This window comes from Tumebacillus permanentifrigoris, from assembly GCF_003148565.1.
Classification (GTDB): domain Bacteria; phylum Bacillota; class Bacilli; order Tumebacillales; family Tumebacillaceae; genus Tumebacillus; species Tumebacillus permanentifrigoris.
In genome coordinates, this window is record NZ_QGGL01000016.1 from 72349 (window position 1) to 89489 (window position 17141).

General features: G+C 55.4%; 14 protein-coding genes. 4 read left to right on the forward strand and 10 right to left on the reverse strand.

The window, feature by feature from the left end:
- Positions 1-187: 187 nt before the first annotated feature.
- Together C7459_RS17200 and C7459_RS17205 are read right to left on the reverse strand one after the other, a co-directional pair.
- Positions 188-1753, reverse strand: a complete 1566-nt coding sequence (locus C7459_RS17200) for an esterase/lipase family protein (RefSeq protein WP_109690570.1) — start codon at positions 1751-1753, stop codon at positions 188-190.
- 220 nt (positions 1754-1973) lie between these two features.
- Positions 1974-3572: an esterase/lipase family protein gene (locus C7459_RS17205; RefSeq protein WP_109690522.1), complete on the reverse strand. Its 1599-nt coding sequence runs from the start codon at positions 3570-3572 to the stop codon at positions 1974-1976.
- Between the two features lie 230 nt (positions 3573-3802).
- On the opposite strand from C7459_RS17205, the gene C7459_RS17210 reads away from it, so the two are divergent.
- Both C7459_RS17210 and C7459_RS17215 read left to right on the forward strand, forming a co-directional pair.
- Complete coding sequence (locus tag C7459_RS17210; RefSeq protein ID WP_109690523.1) at positions 3803-5302, forward strand: hypothetical protein; 1500 nt, start codon at positions 3803-3805, stop codon at positions 5300-5302.
- Positions 5303-5415: 113 nt separating this feature from the next.
- A complete protein-coding gene (locus tag C7459_RS17215) occupies positions 5416-7122 on the forward strand; it encodes an S-layer homology domain-containing protein (protein ID WP_109690524.1) in 1707 nt (568 codons plus the stop codon).
- Positions 7123-7332: 210 nt separating this feature from the next.
- Here C7459_RS17215 and C7459_RS17220 read toward each other — a convergent pair whose 3' ends face one another.
- From C7459_RS17220 to C7459_RS17230, 3 genes are all read right to left on the reverse strand, one after another.
- Complete coding sequence (locus C7459_RS17220) at positions 7333-8007, reverse strand: AlkZ-related protein (protein WP_109690525.1); 675 nt, start codon at positions 8005-8007, stop codon at positions 7333-7335.
- 91 nt (positions 8008-8098) lie between these two features.
- Positions 8099-8584 (reverse strand): ribonuclease H-like YkuK family protein, encoded by a 486-nt coding sequence (locus C7459_RS17225; RefSeq protein WP_109690526.1) that lies wholly within the window; start codon positions 8582-8584, stop codon positions 8099-8101.
- Between the two features lie 59 nt (positions 8585-8643).
- Positions 8644-9453 carry a Tle-like phospholipase domain-containing protein gene (locus C7459_RS17230; protein ID WP_109690527.1) on the reverse strand — a complete coding sequence of 270 codons (810 nt, stop codon included), beginning with the start codon at positions 9451-9453 and terminating at the stop codon, positions 8644-8646.
- 400 nt (positions 9454-9853) lie between these two features.
- Between C7459_RS17230 and C7459_RS17235 the strand changes: the two genes are divergently transcribed.
- Positions 9854-10435: a hypothetical protein gene (locus tag C7459_RS17235; protein ID WP_109690528.1), complete on the forward strand. Its 582-nt coding sequence runs from the start codon at positions 9854-9856 to the stop codon at positions 10433-10435.
- Between the two features lie 77 nt (positions 10436-10512).
- A complete protein-coding gene (locus C7459_RS23445; protein ID WP_170119527.1) occupies positions 10513-10674 on the forward strand; it encodes a hypothetical protein in 162 nt (53 codons plus the stop codon).
- A 106-nt stretch (positions 10675-10780) separates the two neighbouring features.
- Here the strand turns inward: C7459_RS23445 and rsmA are convergent, their stop codons facing one another.
- The 5 genes from rsmA to C7459_RS17260 all read right to left on the reverse strand — a co-directional run bounded on the left by rsmA (position 10781) and on the right by C7459_RS17260 (position 17139).
- Entirely contained in the window at positions 10781-11644 is an 864-nt protein-coding gene (rsmA, locus tag C7459_RS17240) for a 16S rRNA (adenine(1518)-N(6)/adenine(1519)-N(6))-dimethyltransferase RsmA (protein ID WP_109690529.1), read from the reverse strand.
- Complete coding sequence (rnmV, locus tag C7459_RS17245; RefSeq protein ID WP_109690530.1) at positions 11641-12192, reverse strand: ribonuclease M5; 552 nt, start codon at positions 12190-12192, stop codon at positions 11641-11643. The genes rsmA and rnmV overlap by 4 nt, the downstream gene beginning before the upstream one ends.
- 76 nt (positions 12193-12268) lie before the next feature.
- Positions 12269-13450, reverse strand: coding sequence for an FtsW/RodA/SpoVE family cell cycle protein (locus C7459_RS17250; RefSeq protein WP_109690531.1), 1182 nt, complete (start codon positions 13448-13450; stop codon positions 12269-12271).
- A gap of 178 nt (positions 13451-13628) precedes the next feature.
- Complete coding sequence (gene fabD / locus C7459_RS17255; RefSeq protein ID WP_109690532.1) at positions 13629-14876, reverse strand: ACP S-malonyltransferase; 1248 nt, start codon at positions 14874-14876, stop codon at positions 13629-13631.
- Between the two features lie 10 nt (positions 14877-14886).
- The gene (locus C7459_RS17260; protein WP_109690533.1) at positions 14887-17139 is read right to left on the reverse strand and encodes a type I polyketide synthase; all 2253 of its coding nucleotides are present in this window, start codon (positions 17137-17139) and stop codon (positions 14887-14889) included.
- Positions 17140-17141: the final 2 nt, after the last annotated feature.

Consider the following 17141-nt stretch of genomic DNA (forward strand, 5'->3'; position numbering starts at 1 on the left):
CCTATACATTTATATGCACTATATGCACGAATCCAGTAGAGTTTCAAATCTTATTATATAGGATATGAGTCCACGAGGAAATGCGTGATTCTTGTCTTACTTTCTATCATCCCCGAAAACACGAGCTACATCCGCCTATTGTAGCACAAAAAAGGACCAGTCTCCGCAGAGAGCTGGCCCTCGCCTGTTACTTCAACTCGCCTTTGGCATCGGTGACCGCGAAGTTGTAGTTGACGGAGCGGGTGAATTCCTCGCCCTGTTCATTGATGCCCGTGATGTCAAACGAAACGTTGTACACGCCCGGCTCGGTCGGGGTGGCAAAGGCCGTTTTGTACGTGCCGGTGCTGTCTTGCTTCAGCGAGATGTCGCCGAGCATCGCATTGTGACCGTTTTGGTTCGCTTTGATCAGCTTGGCATTTTTGACAAGGCCCTTTGCTTTGACCCCTTGGAGGTTGACGTCGAAGGATACGGTCGGGTCCTTGACCGGATTGTGGACTTTTTTGGTGGTGGTGACCTTCGCCTGTGTGCCACCCTCGACTTGGGCGAGCATGAAGTAGGCGTCTTGGCTGCCCTCCGCTTGGAGCGTCCAGTTGCCTTTTTCCGGTTTGTCGATCTTGATGACGTTATGCGAAGCTTTGGCGAACAGCGCCGCGGTGTCACCCTGGGCTTGTGCTTTTGAAGCGTTGTAGACCTTGCCAGAAGGCGAGATCAGCGAGACGTTGCTGTCGGTGGAGGCCGTCATGATGTCGACCGTCGCTGTCTTCAGACCGGATTCCAGCGAGAACGTGTTGGTGGTCGCCCCGTCGATCAACCCACCGAGCATGATGTTGCTGGAGAGTTCCGGCAGTACCGCGCTGCCGCCTTCGAGGCTGGTCTTGTTCGCCGAAGCGGACAGCATCGGGTTCGTCAGCGCTGCGAAGGAAGTGGTGCCGAGCTTCGGCTTCACTTGCCACCAAGTCTTCGATGCATAGGTCATCTGGGTGTGCGAGAGACGTTGCGAGCCATTGTCGGTGAAGCTGTAGACTCCGTTCGGCAGGCCGAGTGCTGAGTAGGTCGAGACCGCCCCATCATCGCTGCCCGGCAATACAGCGTGCGCGTACCAGTACGCGGAGAACCAGCCGTCATCGCCGGTGCCCGCCGACATGTAGGTGCGGGTGTAGTTGTTCTCCGTCGCACCGTCTGTCCAGCCGCGGAAGTTGTTCATATAGGAAGTTTGCAACGAGTAGACCGCATCGTCCTGCTGGCCCATGATCCAACCGATCCACCATGTCCACGACCCGTAGGAGAGGTCGGCCAGCTCAGAGCCTCGGTTCGGCGTGGAAAGTTGGTGAACGACGTTGACATACGGGTACGCCCCGTAATACACCAGCGCGGTTTGTGTGTCGATCCCGCCCTTGGAATGTGCGATCACGTTGATTTTCGAACCGCCATAGTAGGAGGAGACTTTGCGGATCACGTCGGCCAGCGCCGCACCGTTCGTCCACATGTCCCCACCGCCACCGTCTGCATCCTTTAATTGAACAAACGCGGTGCGATAGCCTGCGTTGTACGCCGCATCGTAATAATTGTCCCCACCGTTATACCAAGTGGTGTAGTCGGAGTGCAGGCCTTGGACAAACAGGATCACCGGCTTGGAATTGTCCACGTTCGGCGGCACCGCGCCCGTGTACCAATCCCCGAATTTCCCATAGCCATTGTCATCATGCAGAGCTGGAGCCGGGGCTGCTGCAAAAGCCGCTTGCGGCACGACCATCGCACCGAGCAGAGCGGCGGAAATTGCCAGTTTTACAAATTTGCGCTTCAAAGTTATTACCTCCTTTGTAATATTTAATTCACTTTCTGTTATAAGTACAATGTACCACTTTTTTGATGGTTGTAAATACATGGTTCATAAATATTTTATTGAGAAATGCGATTTGCGCAAAAAAACACCCTCGCCAGTTGGCAAGGGTGTTTTTTCAAGAAGGCTTGTCCTATTTCAGGTCGTTGTTGCTGTCGAGAACTGCGAAGTTGTAGTTCACGGAACGGGTGACTTCTTCGCCTTTTGCGTTCAGTGCGGTCACGTCCATCGAGACGTTGTATACGCCCGGCTCAGACGGAGCTGCGAGTGCGCCGTGCAGCGTGCCATCCGCGTTGACAGACAGGGTCACATCTTGCATGACGCTGACTTTGCCGTTTTTGTTCGCCTTCGCGAGTTTCGCTTTTTTGGTGGTGCCGTTTGCTTTTGCACCGTCGACTGCAACGTCGAAGGAAACGGTGTTCTCAGACTTCGCGAGGACTTTCTTCGGCGAGTTCAGTTTTACTTTGGAACCGCCTTCAAGAGTTGCCATCATGAAGTATGCATCGTATTCGCCTTCGGTTTGCAGGGTCCAGTTGCCTTTTTCCGGAGCGGTGACCGTGAAGACGTTGTGAACCGCTTTGTCGAACAGGATCGCATCGTCAGTGCCTTCGGTTTGGGTCGCGGTGTAGACTTTCCCAGACGGAGAGACCAGTTTGACGCTGGTTGCTTTGGAGGAGGTCATCACGTCGATGTTCGCGCCTTTGAGACCGCTTTCCAATTGGAAGGAGTCGGTTGCCGTGCCGTTGATCGGGCCACCGCGCATGATGTTGTTGGACGCTTCAGCGACCATGCCTTCGAGTTGGGTTTTGTTCGAGGAAGCGGTCAGGTTGGCTGCCGGTACTGCACCGAATACTGCGGTGGACAGTTTCGGTTTCACTTGCCACCAGGTTTTGGACGCGTAACGCATCTTGGTGTGCGAGAGGCGTTCCGAGCCGTTGTCGGTGAAGGAGGAGACGCCGTTCGGCAGGCCAAATGCGGAGTAGATTGCTACTGCGCCATCGTCTTCGCCCGGCAGGAACGCGCGGGAGTAGTAGGTGGAGGAGAACAAACCGTCATCGCCCGTACCGCCCGACATGTAGGTGCGAGTTTTGCTGTTCGCAGCCAGACCGTCCGTTTGCGCACGGAAGTTCGCCATGTAGGACGTTTGCAGCGAGTAGACTGCATCGTCTTTTTGACCCATGATCGCTGCGATCCACGAGGTCCAGGTGCTGTACGCCATGTCCGCGATCTCCGAGCCTTTGTTCGGGGTGGAGAGCTGGTGAACGAGGTTTACATACGGAGCTGCACCGTAGTGAACCAGTGCGGTTTGCGTATCGATCCCGCCTTTGGAGTGTGCGATGATGTTAAGTTTCGCACCGCCGTAGTAAGCGGAGATCTTTTTGATCATGTCAGCCAGAACCGGACCGTTGGTCCACATGTTCCCACCGTTGCCGTCTGCGTCACGAAGTTGAACGAAAGCGGTGCGGTAGCCTGCATTGTAAGCGGCATCATAGTAGCCGTCGGAAGTGTTATACCAAGTTGTATAGTCGGAGTGCAGACCTTGCACGAACAGGATGATCGGCTTGGAGTAGTCTACGTTCGGCGGAGTTGCACCGATGTACCAATCGCCAAAGTTTGCTGTTGCGTTGTCATTGTGCAACGCCGGAGCTGGTGCTGCGAACGCAGCTTGCGGGATCGTGAAGCCGCCGAGCAGTGCTGCAGCCATTGCCAACTTAACAATTCGTTTAGCCATTTTGGAACGCCCCCATTGAGATATTTTTTGACTTACAAGTTACCTGACTCTTATTTACCAGAAAACACTGAATGGTAAGAATATGCTTTAATAATAGCATGTGAATTTTACATACCTGACTAGTCAGTACAAAAATAAGTATTTTCTCTAGACCTGAGCCCTACACCAGTTATAATAAGAAGTGACAGCTTTGTGGCAACAGCTCGACTACTTGGGGGATATTAAAAATTATGAAAAAACTTTGGGGGAACCAACCAAAAGTCTTGATTTTGACCGCGTTGGCGCTGGGGATTACGATGATCGGGAGCCGTTCAACGCAGCCGGTTACGGAGACCGTGAACTTGACGACACCACAACAGCTTGAGAAAAAACCGGTGATCGAGGTCGAGGAGATCGCTCCACAGGACGAAGACGCCTGGTTGAATCGCAAGCGTCTCGCCAAAGCACAGGTGCCGGACAATTTGAAGGTTGCGTTGCAAAGCGGCAAGCCGACTGGCAACCTTTTGCGCAAATTTCCGTACCCCTTCCGCTCGATGCTGGCGCTCACGTCTGACATTGATGACACGACGCCGGAGGAGTTTTCTGACTATCATCGCTTTTTAAACACCAAGGAACAGACCGAGGGGGGCCCCGGTCTTGGGCTTGATGTCGGGGATTCGTTCTGGATGTTCATGGCGAACAACCAGCCGAACCACACCGACAGTTACGACCACGGACTGGACGGCGTGATGACCTATTTCAAAGGAACCGACTCCACGCAAAAGCACTTCGACGCGGAGATCAAACACTACTGGAAGGTCGGCTGGATCGATTCCATGCACACGTTCGGGGACTTCTCGCGCAAGGATCACTACGATCCGGTGTTCAAGCGCGAGTACGCAGTCGCCGCGTGGGATGCGTTGAAACAGGACGGCATCAACCTCGAAGTTTGGATCAACCACGGCAATGAGGCCAATGTTGATGCATTTGGCGGGTACGACCCGCATCGTTTTTCCGCGTATCAAGCGGGTGACAACCCGAGTTCGCCCCACTACCACACCGATTTGACGGTGAAAAACGGCATCCACTTCGTCTGGAATTCGATTGGTGAGCCGCAGATGGGGTGGGAGTCGCCGCTGTTCGAGATCAAATTGCGCGATGGGCAGAAGCTGTGGGGCTTCCACCGGTACACGCATGACCTCACCAAAACCGGCCTCGATTGGAACTGGGTGCCGCGCGAAATTCACCGCCAGATCAACACCGGCACGCTCGACAGCCTCGTGGAACATCAGCAGTACGCGCTGCTCGCCCAACATTTCGGCGGCTACGACCTGCGTTTTCCATTTGATGAAAAAGGCGTGCAGGCGCTCCGCTTGCTCGCCCAGTACCAAGACGATGGCAAAGTCTTGGTCGCCCGCACCACGCGCCTGTTGAAGTACGAAGTTGCGCGCAAGTTCGTGCAGGTGGCGACGGCAGAGCAAGGCGATGAAACGTGGCTGAACGTCACCGCGATCCAAGACCCGATCTTCGGTCCGCAACCGCTGTCGATCGATGCGGTGCGGGGCTTGACCTTCTACGTGCAGAACCCGGAGAAGACCCACCTGTTGGTCGACATGAAGCCGATTCGCCCGGAGGACTACCAGTTCAACCCGCCGGATGCGACCGGCAAGGTCAGCATCGGATTCAAGTGGTTCAAGCCGGACTACACCGATTACTCGTTCACCTCGACGCGGGACGCTTCTGCTCTCTAGAAAAAACAGCTCGACTCCGCGGAGTCGAGCTGTTTTTGTTCATACAAATTCAATAACTCCCTTCTATAATAGAGTCTAGAATCTATCACCGAAGTTCGGGAGTGAATGACGAGATGATCAAACGCATCAACAAGTGGCTGGCAGCAACGCTCGTGTTGACCACGGCCCTCGTGCCGAGCGTCGCATCGGCAGCAACCTTTACCGATCTCACCAGCGCGGACCTGTGGGCACAGGCCGCGATTGTAGAAGGCCAGAGCGCAGGACTGTTTGCTGGCGATCCAAGCGGACAGTTTCGCCCATTGGAGACCATTTCCCGTCAAGAGATGGCGAAGGTGTTCGCCAACGTGTTGAGTCTGAACCCGCTGGGCAGTTCGCCAAGTGCATATTCGGATGTCGCAGATGCCGACTGGGCGCACGGAGTTATTGAAGCGTTGCGTGCCAAAGGCTTGATGACAGGCGACGGAGACGGAACCTTTCGTCCTGACAGCTCCATCACCCGCGAGGAGATGGCGGTGCTGTTGGTCCGCGCTTTCGGACAGGCAGATGTGACGGGACGGGGCACGAATTTGACCGTGGCCGATCGCAAGCAGATCAGCAGTTGGGCGCAGGATTACGTGCAGGCGGCGATCGACCTCGGGTTGATGAAAGGCGACGGGGCCTACTTCCACCCGCAACAAGCGGCCACGCGCCAAGAGGTGGCGGTGGTGGCGATGAACTTGCGCCAGGCGTTGCAGGTGCCGATCACTGCCTCTGTGGTCACCCAAGTCACCAGCGGTGGCGTGACGATCGGCGGCATGAAGTACGGGGTGAGCGAGGGCTTGAAAAGTCTGTTCAGCCCGGCGAACGCAGCCGCGCTGCGAGGAGCAAAAGTCGATGTCGAAGTGAAAAATGGCGTCGTGACGCGGCTCAAACACCTCGAGCTCACGGCGGCAGGACTCGCTCCGGCCGACAGCGCGGCAGAGTATAGCGGCAACGTGGTCTTCAACGGGCATGGACAGACGGTGGACGGAGATGTGCGGGTGCTTGGAGACTATGTGACGCTGCAGGATGTTGTGGTCGCTGGCGACATGGAAGTGGCGTCCACGGTGCAAAATGACTTTGCGGCGAACGGGGTCAGCGTGCAAGGTACGTTACGGATCAACGGCGGGTCGGCGGACACGGTCACGCTCACGGATGCCCACCTGAACGTGGTGGAAGTCAACAAACCCTCGGTGCATGTCGTGGCGGCGGGACTGACGACGTTGCGCGATCTGACCGTGAAGTCGGATGCGTATCTCTCGGCGGAATCTCGCGTGTTGATCCCCTCGCTGACGATCGGCAGCGGGGTGACCCATGTCGATCTCAACGGGAAGTATGCCAAGGTCAAAGTTATAGACAAGCAGACGCGCATCAAACTGGTCGGGACGGTGAAACTTGCACAAGTGACGATTCCAGCCGATGCGCAAGTCTGGACGGTGTTCCAAGATTACGGTACTGTGCAAAGCATGATCGACCTCGTGAATGGCGAACCTGTCGATCATACGAAGATCCCGGATGTGGTGACAGGTACGGTGACCGTTGCCCAGTTGACGATCTCCGCGATCAACAAAGCGGCCGATGCGAGCGTGATGCAGAGCCTGTTGGAGCACAACGCGAACACGCTCGGGATCGTGGTGAGCGCAGGTTCTGAGTATGCGATGCTGACCGACAAGTCTGTCGTTGCTACTGCCGTGCTGAACGGCAAAGGCACGGGGTATCTGACCACCGCGCAGATCAAGGTCGCATTTGAAACCGCCGTGCAAGCGGAAAAAGCTCTGGAAGCACAAGTTCCGCTACCTTGATAGAAGAAAAAACCGCTCGGGTCGAGGACCTGAGCGGTTTTTTTAAGTATCCTAGATTGCCAAAAGTATAAAGAATCACAGTCGATAAGAGAATCAACGGTGGGTCTCGTCTTGTACGACAAGTCAATCATAGAAGGCATTGTAGACATCAAGTAGGATGCGGTTGCCATCGGCAAACATGAGTTTGACTTCAGTATGAGTAGAAAAGCACTACTTGAACAACTTGCGGAAAAACGCCAGCGCTGGCTCGGTGCAGACCTGCTCCAAGTGTGTGAACAGGTGCGCCTTGGCTTCCTCGCGGGAGAGCTCCCGCACAGCGGAGCCTTTTTGCTCCAACCAGCGGTCGGCAAGTTCGTAGCAGGTGGAGTTCCAGCCGTTTTTCTGGCCTTGGTCGTTGAGGCGTTCGGCGATGCCTGCAATCACGAGATCGCCGGATTCTTGGAGTTCGACCAACGCTTTGTCGTAGTCGTTTTTGGAATCCTTGTCCTGCATCCCGACCACTTTGCGCAAGGCTTTGGTGTCGATCCCGCCATCAGCCGCGACCGCCTCATAGACTTTTTTCGCCGCATGGGACAGTTTGCCATCCGCATAGCGTTCCTCGACGGTCAACTCGTCACGAAGCACCGCCTGCAAGTAGGGGTACAACTCAAGCGATACGAGGATCGGTTTCTTTTTGAAAAAGCGCCCGTAGGCCGCCACGCCCTCGCCGGCCACACGGTCACGCCACAGCCACGGATCTGTTTCCGCGCCGGTGTGCCACGCGTCCTTGGGCGTGATCGATTCGAGCGACGGATGTTCCGGGATGAAGGACGACAACGGAAGGATGCCGACCTCGCGAATAGTCTCGCTCACTTGCTCATATGTATGTACCACTGTCGCGATCAAACTAGTACCTCCATTCGAAATTTCCACACTGTTTTAGTAACAGTATAACCTAAGAATCAAGAAAAAAGCACCCAACGGGGTGCTTCCTGACTTAGACTCGTGTGAAGCGATCGGCAACTTTGGAAGCGACAAACGACTCGGGCTTGATTTTCGCCTCATAGCCGCTGCCTTCGACCCAGCCGACCAGATCCTTGATCAGCACTTGTGTCGCCCCGTTGCGACCGACATCGAGATGGACTTCCAGATTGCGCTTTTGCTCGCGGTTCAGGAGCGCCAACTGCTGACGCAGTTCACCGCAGACCAGCAGCGAGAGCGAGGCTTCGGTGAAGATGCGTTGGCGCATATTGTTGATCAACGGACGATGGCGACGGTGGAAATAATACTTGGCGCCTTTGCCGATGCGATGTACGATGATCGCCGTCACGAACGTGGTTCGGTGGCGCGATTCTTTGTTTTGCGAGTCGGAGCCGATGATGATGCGGTAGTCGCTCTCCGGCGCTTCACCAACAAAGTCCAACATGTCCCGCACGACGAGGGGCAGCGAGAGCATACCTCGCGTTGGGTTCATAAATTCCATGGGAAATCACCGCCCTTTAGAGCTAGTTTATTCGGACGGTGCTGGAATCATGTAAGCGATCAACCGAAATGGGCGAGCAGACTTTCGGCGGTGTCGCGGATGATCGACGGTTTGTCTTCGAGGCGTACTTTGACGACGTGCGCTTCGTTGAGCGAGCCGTCCGGGTTGCAGTCGCCGTTAAAGTTGACAATCGGGTGGAAGGCGAAGTGCAGGATTTTTTTGACATCCTCAACGCTCATGCCCAGTTGATCCTCGTTGAGCACGATCACCTGACCGGCATGGCGGAGCAAGCGGTTGTTGCCGACGAAAATGTCACCCGACTGCACATAGTTTGAGATCACGTGATCGTAGTCGCCACGCAGGAATTTCATGTGCTCCTCATGGTTGGCTGCGTGGAGCGCACCAGGTCCATTGAAGGTAGTCGCAACGGTGTTGAACGACATCGCCGCTTTCTGTGCAAGTCCGCCGCCGAGGGAGTGCCCGGTGATCGTGAGGGTGTGATCCGGGTACTCTGCTTGTACGGCGCGGAACAAGTCGATTGCATCGTCCATCTGCGGGTTGAGACGCTCCATCAAACGGCTGGCAAACGCCGCATCCGCCACCCAATCGCCGATGTTGTCCGGCTCAGTGCCACGGTAAGCGACGATCACCTCGTCGCTTTTTCGAAACGCAGCCCCGAAAAAGCCGGACGCGGGCCTGTCCATCAGATAGACCATGCGCCAGTTCCCCACGACTTCAAGATCAACTCCCGAGCGCCAGTTCGAAAGCGCGGGCTGCATGTCTGCGATGGTCTGCCCAGCGGGTATTGTGTGCAGGTTGTCCGTGTAGACGAAATTGCTGAGTTGTACGTATTCTTGGAATGTTGCCATCTCGATCGACCTCCGCTTACTTTTTGTAAAGTGATTACTTTCATTATAACCCGTTTGATCGATAAGAGAGTAGGGAAAAGCCGAACCGCTGGGAGCAATATGCCAACCTTGACACCTTTATGTATTCATTGGATACTTATGATAGATTGATCGTGTAAAAACTAGTTTTAGTTATCTGGTTTTTACCATTTCATGATGCTAAGTAAGGAGTGATATGATGCCGATAATGAAGAATCCTAGTGTAGATTTCGTGCCCTCCGTTATTACGGGTAACCTAGCCAAAGAAATATCTTCCGAAATAAACCGTCCGGCTGGTGGACGTCAGGTCGCCGCATTGAAAAAGGCGATGAACAATCGCGTGGCGAGTGGGAAACGCATCAAGTAAGGGTGGGTAATCAACTTGGTCATTAACCGATCCGATTTAGATTGGGAAACTCTTGACGTGGAGAAACATGACGTTGGGGGTTTCCTTTTTGATAAGCATGAGGACAACTTCAATCACTACTTGAAACATCAAGCCAACATTGATCAGGCAAATGGTGTAAAAAGAACACGACTCCTGATTCATAACGAAACAGAAATACTGGGCTTTTACACAAGTTGCTGCTCAAAAATTCGAGTAGACCATAGTGAGGCGCAAAGTGTCAATGGACGAGGAGACGATTTGTATGTACCAGCACTCGAGATCCCTTATCTGGCAGTAGATCTTAGGTACAGAAAGCATGAATCAAAAATCGGAACCCTTGTCATTGATGAGATCCTTGGGTATGCCTACGATCTCTCTCAAGAAGTTGGGTGCCGATATGTGTTTCTTCAAGCGATAAACGAGCAATGGCTTGTACAATGGTATTGGCACAACGGGTTTGACGTTACCCAAATACCGGGCAACCGAAGTGATGGTTATACGGTACTCATGCGTTATGCGATCCCTCAGGGGATCATTTTGCCTGAAGAAGATATTGAGGCTGAAGCCGGGATTTAAAAACTATCATTTTTGGACAGACTGACTCATAGAATGGCATCTATACAAAACACAAGCGAAAAGGGGCGTGTTTTGTCGTGGCGCATGATCATGAGTACGTCATCAAGGGTAAGCAGGCAAAAGAGATACTCGATGAGCTCCATCGGCCTCCAGATCAGGCGAAGGTAGACAGAATGAAAAAAGCGTTAAAAAACCGTGTCGGCAAAAAACAAAAAGGTTCCGAAAAAAGATCCTACTAGGCTTGCTCAGTTCACTTCTCCATTCGTGATCCTGTGTGTGCCTTTTTTTTGCAAAAAAAGAGACAGACCCTCATCCGAAGGTCTGTCTCTCGTTACTCGATCTAACCTACACCAACGCATCCGCCAGCAAGGCGTACTCTTCCAAGGAAAGCGTCTCCCCGCGTCGGGTCGGGTTGACACCGGCGGTTTCCAAGGCGGCGAGGATCGTTTCCTTGTCCCGCTTGGGCTGGAGGTTCGCTTGCAGGTTGTTGAGGATCGTCTTGCGGCGCTGGGCGAAGCAGGCCTTGACGAGGTGGAAGAACAGTTTGTCGTCCTTCACCTGCACCGCCGGCTCCTTGCGCACTTTGAGCTTGATCACCGATGACTCGACATTGGGCGCTGGCATGAACGCCGATTCTGGAACGCGGGTCACGATCTCCGGCTCTGTCCAGTACTGCACGGCAATCGACAGCGTGCCGTAGTCCTTGCCACCCGGTTTCGCTGCCATCCGTTCCGCCACTTCGCGCTGCACCATCACGACGATGTTGCGCAACGGGAGTTTCTCCTCCAGCAACTTCATCACGATCGGCGTCGTCACGTAGTACGGCAGGTTCGCCACGACCGAAACTTCCAGCCCGTGGAACCACTTCTCAAAAATCGCAGGCAAGTCCGCTTCCAACACGTCATTGTGCTCGATATGTATGTTTCCGTACTCCGACAGCGTTTCCTTCAGCACGCCCAACAGACGGCCGTCCTTCTCCACGGCGACAACTTGCTGTGCCGCTTCACACAGTTCTTGGGTCAGCGTGCCGATCCCCGGCCCGATCTCCAGCGCGCCTGCGCCTTCATCTAATTCAGCCGCTTCGACGATCTTATCCAAAATGTTGCCGTCGATCAGGAAGTTCTGCCCTAGCGATTTCTTAAACTGGAATCCGTGCCGTGTCACCACGTCGCGCGTAACGGACGGCAGGACGAGACGTTTTTCCGTCATGAGGTACTCTCCTCCTTGATCTCGGTGAAACAGGCTTCGAACTCCTCGCGGGAGACCCCGAGCATGTTCAGCTTCTTCCACATCGCTTTGGCGTTGCCATATCCGATGCCGAGCTTCTCGCCCAACACCATCCGGCGCTGTGCCGCAAATTCATGTGCAGTCAATCCGTACTCGATCATCTCTTGCCACGAGAACTCGGACTCCTGCCCCGACCACTCCGTGCGCACGCTCTCCAAGGCACGGCGAATCGACTCCGGCGAGGCATTCTCGATGCCGAGATCCCCGTTCAACGTCGCTTCCCGCTTGGGCAAAAAAGCGTGCTTACAGCCCGGCACACGTCGTGAAACCAACCGCCGAATCCGCTCCCCTGGCCCATCCGGGTCGGTGAAGACGATCACCCCGCGCTCCCGTGCCGCGCGCTCCACTTGTTTTAAGAAGGTTTCGCTGACTGCAGAGCCGTTCGATAACAGACAATCGGCCTCTACCGCCGCGTCGATCGCCTGTTTGTCGTGGTAGCCCTCAACGACGATCACTTCCTTGATTTTCATACTCACGGTTCACCTCATGTTTGGAAAAAAAGCGAGGACCGTGACCGGCACTCGCTTTGCATGCGCTGCATGTGTGTTACGATACGAAACTTAGCTTCCGCCGCCGGAGCCCGATGTTCAGGACGATGCCGGTCAGCATGAAGTTGGTGAGGACGGACGAGCCGCCATACGAAATAAACGGGAGCGTGACGCCGGTCATCGGCATCAATTGCAACGACATCCCGATGTTCTCGAAGATTTGCAGGGTAAACATCCCCGCCACCATCGAGCAGATGTACATTCCTGTGCGGTCACCCGCTTGCAGGCCATTGGCTACGATCCGGTAGATCATCAGGAAGAACAAGAAAATCACCGCGACCGAACCGACAAATCCCAACTCCTCACCGATCACGGTGAAGATAAAATCGGTCTGCTGCTCCGGCACCCAACTGCCTTGCGTCTGGGAACCTTGGTAGAGACCTTTGCCGAACATCTGACCAGAACCGATCGCAACTTTTGCTTGGTAGACTTGATAGCCTGAACCAGCCAAATCGCGCTCAGGATAGATGAAACTCTCGAATCGCCCATATTGATGCTGTGCGAGAATTCCCTTTTTCACCAAGGTATCGAGCAAGGTGAGAAACTGATCCGGATACATGAAGACCGCGACGACGACCACGGCAAGCACCACGAGCGCAATCCCAGCCAGCGTCCAAAACACCCGCGACGGCAGATGCACAAACATCGCAGCCGCGAGGATCGCCATCAGCACCATCGTCTGCCCAAGATCCGGTTCTACGACGATCAGACCGATCGCCAGCACACTGTAGACCGCGAGGAACAAGTAATTGCGGATGGGGTCTGCACGACGCCCTTCCTCGTCCTCCTGTTCATTGGCCAGATACTTCGCCACCATGAGGATGAAGACGACTTTGAAAAACTCGGACGGCTGCAACGCAAACCCGCCGAGTGGAATCCAACCATGTGCCCCATTCACCCGTTCAAAGAAAAACACGAGGATCAGCAACACGATCGAAACTCCATACCCAAACTCGACATAGCGGGTCAAGTTGCGATAATCGGTGCGAACCAACCAGATCATGACGCCGAGGCCGATCAGACCCCAGACCACTTGCTTGATGACATACGTCTTGCTACCGCCCTCCAAGCTATGTGTAGCGCTGGAGATGGCGAGCATACTGACCGCGCAGAGTGCGAGGACCACGAGGATCAGGAAAATATCGAGATCCTTAAACCAACGAACTTTGTAGCTACTCATAGGTCGTTCTCTCCTACTAGTAGTCTGTACTCATATCTGACGTACCGTCCCATTATAACAAAACAGGTCGGGAAAGAGGAGAAGAAAACCGTTATTCTCTAGATTTCCCAACGAACTCATCGTCATGCACACAAAAAAACCAGCCGAGAATCAGGCTGGATTCCGTATTGAATTTCCCTCACCCCAACTCGGGGAACTCATAGTAGGTTCCCGTCTCCTCGCGCAGGAGGTGCAACCATTCCTTTTGTTCTTGGAGCGGGGTTTGTTTGTACGTGAAAATCGTCTGCAACAGCTGGAGCGCTTCCTTCATCTGGTCGAGCGTGGCCGGCTGGTCACTCTGTTCAATCGTGTGCTGGATCGCCTCGATCCGTCGATAAGGAGCGATCACACACCGCTCGTAGTCGCGCGCATCAGGATTCAGATTCGGCGTGGAGACGGCGATGGTCAGGCACCGACCGAGAAAGTGCGGCACATGTTGTTGCTCGATGCGCCCCGTGAAAAACTCCACCAACTTCTGGCGATCCGTTCGTTGGTCGAAACAGTACGCCTGCATGTCCTCCACGTTGCGCGACACGAGTGTGGTGAGGACGTTTTTCGGGCCGATCTCGATCGCTTTGGTGATGCCTTGACGGTGCAGGTAGTGCATCGTTTTTTGCCACTGCACGGGTTTCGCGATCTGTGCGGTCAGGAGGTCGACGATCGACTCCGCACCAGGGTAGGGAGCACCTGTCACGTTGCTGATCACTGGCCAGCGCAGCGGATAGTACGTGTGCGCGGACAATTCCTCCCGCAACCGATCTGCCGCCTCCTGCATCAGCGGGCTGTGATACGGCGGCGAATCTGGCAAGCGCACGACCGAGCCGCCATTGGACTCCACCCATCTCTCCAACTCGCGCACCGCCGCTTCCTGCCCAGAGACCGCGACTTGGCTATCTGCGTTGTAGCAACTGACCCCCACCATCCGGCCTGCTTGCGTGAGGCGGCGGCACTCTGCTTCCACCTGCGGGATCGAGACTTTTTTCAAAATCGACATCGTCGTTCCGCCCTGCTCGACAACTTCTGCCGCGAGACGGCCTCGGCGTTGCACGATGCGCAGGGCATCAGCGAACGAGATCGCACCGCTGCACGTCAGCGCCGCGTACTCCCCTAGACTATGGCCCGCACAGAACTCGGGCAGCACGCCAATCTCCTGTTGGAACACGCGAAATGCCACCACGCTCGCCGTCAGCACCGCGGGTTGCAAGGTTTCCGGTTTGGACAGTTCCTCGGGACTGCCGTGCTGACAGATGCGGGCGAGGTCGAGCCCGAGCACGTCGCTCGCTTCTTCCATTGTGCGTCTGGCCATCGGGAACTGATCGTAGAACCATTGAGTCATACCGGGGTATTGCGACCCTTGCCCGGGAAATAATAACGCGATTTTCTCCATATGTCTGCTGTCACCTCAATGATTCGAGATACTTCGCCACGCTCTCGATGGTCAAATGCTTGAGAAACTCACCCGTCTCCATCTGCAACCCCAACTGTTCATTGATCCGGTGCAGAATCCGTATTCCGATCACCGAGTCTCCGCCGAGGTCGTAAAAGTTGTCCTGAATGCTCAATTCTGGAATGCCGAGCGCTTCACACCAGACGCGCGCGATGGTTTGCTCGATTTCCGTGTACTCGCCTGTGGGACGTCCCCTGAGCTGATCGGCATAGGCGATGAGTTCAGGGGAGCCTTGCTTGGTGGAGGTGGAGTCCAATGCAGGTGCGGTTTCCGGGATGTTCAGCCAGCACCGCGTTTTCTGAAAGGGATAAGTAGGGAGGCTGACCTTGGCGTGAGTTTGTGTGTACCCTGCCGACCGCGCGTGCCAGTCGATGACTGCACCGCGAACGTACTGGACGCAGAGTTTCTCCAAGTCGTTGCGCGGCGCTCGCTCGTGCTGTTCAAAAAACACCCCGTCAAGCGGGGTGTCCAAGCCCTCTGTCCGAAGTCGGTGCAACATCTCCAGCACTTGCGCGCGATCCTGCACCACCAGCGCCAACCGGTGCTCGTAATGCCCACGCCCCGTCTGTGCGGTGTAACAGATGTCGCGCAGCGCGGGGACGTACTCTTTTTCGAAAAAGTCACAGTAGCGGGCTACCAAGGCCTCCAAGGAAGCACGACTCTTGGCCGAAAGTGGCAGGATGTCGAGACCACCCTGCCCGTGACTTGCGCCTGCTTCGCGATACAGATCAGCATTCGTGATCGCACCGGGTTGCCCCGATGAAGAGTCTCCGCTGAGGCGGACAGACTCTTTTTTCCCCAGCGGGGGTTCCTGTAGCACGAGGTGGCAGTTGGTGCCGCTGAATCCAAAGGAGCTGATGCCGAGCCGTCGCGGAGTGCCAACAGGTGTGCGCCACGGGCGCAGTTTGGTGTTCAGGTAGAGCGGCGAATCCACAAAATCGAGGTAGCGGTTCGGTCGCTTGACATGCAGTGTCGGCAACAGCTCCTGATGCTTGAACATCAAAATTGCCTTCACCACGCTCGCCAAGCCTGCACACTCGTAGAGATGGCCGATGTTCGGCTTCACCGATCCGATCGCGCAGACTTGTTTTTTGTCTGTATAGCGGGCAAATGCAGCCTTCAACCCCTCGATCTCCACCGGGTCCCCCATCTGGGTCCCTGTGCCATGCGCTTCGAGATAGGAGAGCGTCTCCGGGTGAACCTTCGCCGCTTCCCAAGCCTTCACCAACACCTCCGTCTGTGCGTCCGGGTTCGGTGCGGTGATTCCCATCGACTTGCCGTCTTGGTTGATCGCACTGCCCTTGATCACCGCATAGACCTGATCGCGATCCCGCAACGCGGCCCGCAACGGTTTGATCAACACCGCAATCGAGGCTTCTCCAATACCAGCTCCGTCCGACTGGTCATGAAACGCGCGCGTCCGGTGGTCGGACGATTCCATGCCGATCTGGTAATTCTCATCATCCAGCGGCACCGTGTGCAATTTGACCGAACCGACCACCGCCTGCTCACAATCGCCCTGGCGAATGCCTTGGCATGCCAGATGCAGCGCCACCAAACTCGACGAGCAAGCCGTATCCACCACCATCGTCGGCCCCTTCAGATCCAGCAGATAGGACAGCCGCGTGGGCACCATCGCTGGCAAGTTTCCCGCGATGGAGATCGGAACTTGGGTCGGTTCCACGTCGATGATCATTTTCTGATAGCTGTCCTTGACGGTGTTGGCGAACCCGACATAGACGCCGGTCTGACTGCCCGACAGCCGTTCCCCGCCATAGCCAGCGTCTTCGAGCGCATGCCAAGCCGTCTGCAGGAACAAGCGTTGGTTCGGGTCCATCAGGCTGGCTTCCTTCGGTGACATGCGGAAAAACGCATGATCAAACTCGTCGATCCGCGGGAGGTAAGCCCCCTCCCGATACGTCATCTCCGCATCCGGCTTGCCAATCCAGCGCAAGTAGCGGTCGATATCTGCGCGGCGCTGCTTGGGGAACGACCGGGTGGCATCGACTCCCGTGCGCAGATTCTGATAGAAGTCTTCCAGCGAATCCACCCCGGGCAAGTCGGCCGCGACACCGATGATCGCGATGTCCTCGTGGGGCGGCTTGCCCTGTTGGCGAACCCATTGCAGCGCTTCGACCGCTGCGTCGCGCTCCAAGTTCCCGGCAGCCGCCTGTTCGAGTATCAACTTGAGAAGCTGTTCCATGC

Bases quoted from the DNA above. Each gene is read 5' to 3' on its own strand.
- C7459_RS17200 (WP_109690570.1), bottom strand. From the start codon at position 1,753: ATGGTCGTGCCGCAAGCGGCTTTTGCAGCAGCCCCGGCTCCAGCTCTG.
- C7459_RS17205 (WP_109690522.1), bottom strand. From the start codon at position 3,572: ATGGCTAAACGAATTGTTAAGTTGGCAATGGCTGCAGCACTGCTCGGC.
- C7459_RS17210 (WP_109690523.1), top strand. From the start codon at position 3,803: ATGAAAAAACTTTGGGGGAACCAACCAAAAGTCTTGATTTTGACCGCG.
- C7459_RS17215 (WP_109690524.1), top strand. From the start codon at position 5,416: ATGATCAAACGCATCAACAAGTGGCTGGCAGCAACGCTCGTGTTGACC.
- C7459_RS17225 (WP_109690526.1), bottom strand. From the start codon at position 8,584: ATGGAATTTATGAACCCAACGCGAGGTATGCTCTCGCTGCCCCTCGTC.
- C7459_RS17230 (WP_109690527.1), bottom strand. From the start codon at position 9,453: ATGGCAACATTCCAAGAATACGTACAACTCAGCAATTTCGTCTACACG.
- rsmA (WP_109690529.1), bottom strand. From the start codon at position 11,644: ATGACGGAAAAACGTCTCGTCCTGCCGTCCGTTACGCGCGACGTGGTG.
- rnmV (WP_109690530.1), bottom strand. From the start codon at position 12,192: ATGAAAATCAAGGAAGTGATCGTCGTTGAGGGCTACCACGACAAACAG.
- C7459_RS17250 (WP_109690531.1), bottom strand. From the start codon at position 13,450: ATGAGTAGCTACAAAGTTCGTTGGTTTAAGGATCTCGATATTTTCCTG.
- fabD (WP_109690532.1), bottom strand. From the start codon at position 14,876: ATGGAGAAAATCGCGTTATTATTTCCCGGGCAAGGGTCGCAATACCCC.
- C7459_RS17260 (WP_109690533.1), bottom strand. From the start codon at position 17,139: ATGGAACAGCTTCTCAAGTTGATACTCGAACAGGCGGCTGCCGGGAAC.